Genomic DNA, 230 nt, shown 5'->3' with positions numbered 1-230 from the left:
AACTTACCGTCTACGAAAAAAACCTCAGCGACGGCACCAGCCCCAACACGCCCGCGCTGACCCAGAACGGCACTTTCACCGTCAGCGCTCTCGATGGTCTGCAGACCCTCACGGTTGGCGGCATCGCGGTGATCACCAACGGCGTGGCCGCAGGGTTTCCGCAATCAGTGATCACGCCGCTTGGCAGCACCTTGACCATCAGCGGTTATGATCCGGCGACCGGCGTGGTC

1 protein-coding gene is annotated in these 230 nt (G+C 62.2%); it reads left to right on the top strand.

The window, feature by feature from the left end; genetic code table 11:
* The coding region (locus AAEY83_RS19005) for a hypothetical protein (RefSeq protein ID WP_351061831.1) at positions 1–230 on the top strand (230 nt) is incomplete at both ends.

Source organism: Psychrobacter sp. TB20-MNA-CIBAN-0197 (genome assembly GCF_040309765.1).
In the GTDB taxonomy this organism is placed as follows: Bacteria; Pseudomonadota; Gammaproteobacteria; order Pseudomonadales; family Moraxellaceae; genus Psychrobacter; species Psychrobacter submarinus.
The sequence above is the reverse complement of the archived record's forward strand: the minus strand, read 5'-3'. Positions and strand labels throughout refer to the sequence as shown.